Consider the following 569-nt stretch of genomic DNA (forward strand, 5'->3'; position numbering starts at 1 on the left):
ACGATGTCGACATCTCAAGCTCTCTTGTCTCAAGAGTCACCGATAACATATTAGAGGACATCACCGCTTGGCAGAACCGGCCGCTGAGCAGTGTTTATCCTATCGTCTATCTAGACTGCATCGTCGTGAAGATACGTCAAGACAAGCAGATCATCAACAAAGCTATTTACTTAGCGCTAGGTGTTGCTCTTGATGGTAAAAAAGAGCTGCTTGGTATGTGGTTATCAGAGAATGAAGGCGCTAAGTTCTGGCTGGGTGTTCTCACTGAACTACAAAACCGCGGCGTGCAAGACATCCTCATTGCCTGTGTCGATGGTTTAAAGGGCTTCCCTGATGCCATTAATACCGTCTACCCCAACGCTCAGGTTCAGCTGTGTATCGTACACATGGTTCGCTATTCCATGAAGTTCGTACCGTGGACGGATAAGAAGGCCGTAGCAGCTGATTTAAAGGCCATCTACGGCGCTGATACGCTTGAGATGGCAGAGGCCAATCTTGAGCACTTTGATGAGGTATGGGGCAAGGAGTATCCGCATGTCATCAAGTCTTGGCGTAATAACTGGGAGGGC

General features: G+C 48.5%; 1 protein-coding gene. It reads left to right on the top strand.

Annotation, left to right across the window (positions count from 1 at the left end; translation table 11 throughout):
* On the top strand, window positions 1-569 hold a 569-nt coding region (locus tag JMX91_RS13265), incomplete at both ends, for an IS256 family transposase (protein ID WP_201549629.1).

The sequence above is a fragment of the Psychrobacter sp. Pi2-1 genome, from assembly GCF_904846645.1.
In the GTDB taxonomy this organism is placed as follows: domain Bacteria; phylum Pseudomonadota; class Gammaproteobacteria; order Pseudomonadales; family Moraxellaceae; genus Psychrobacter.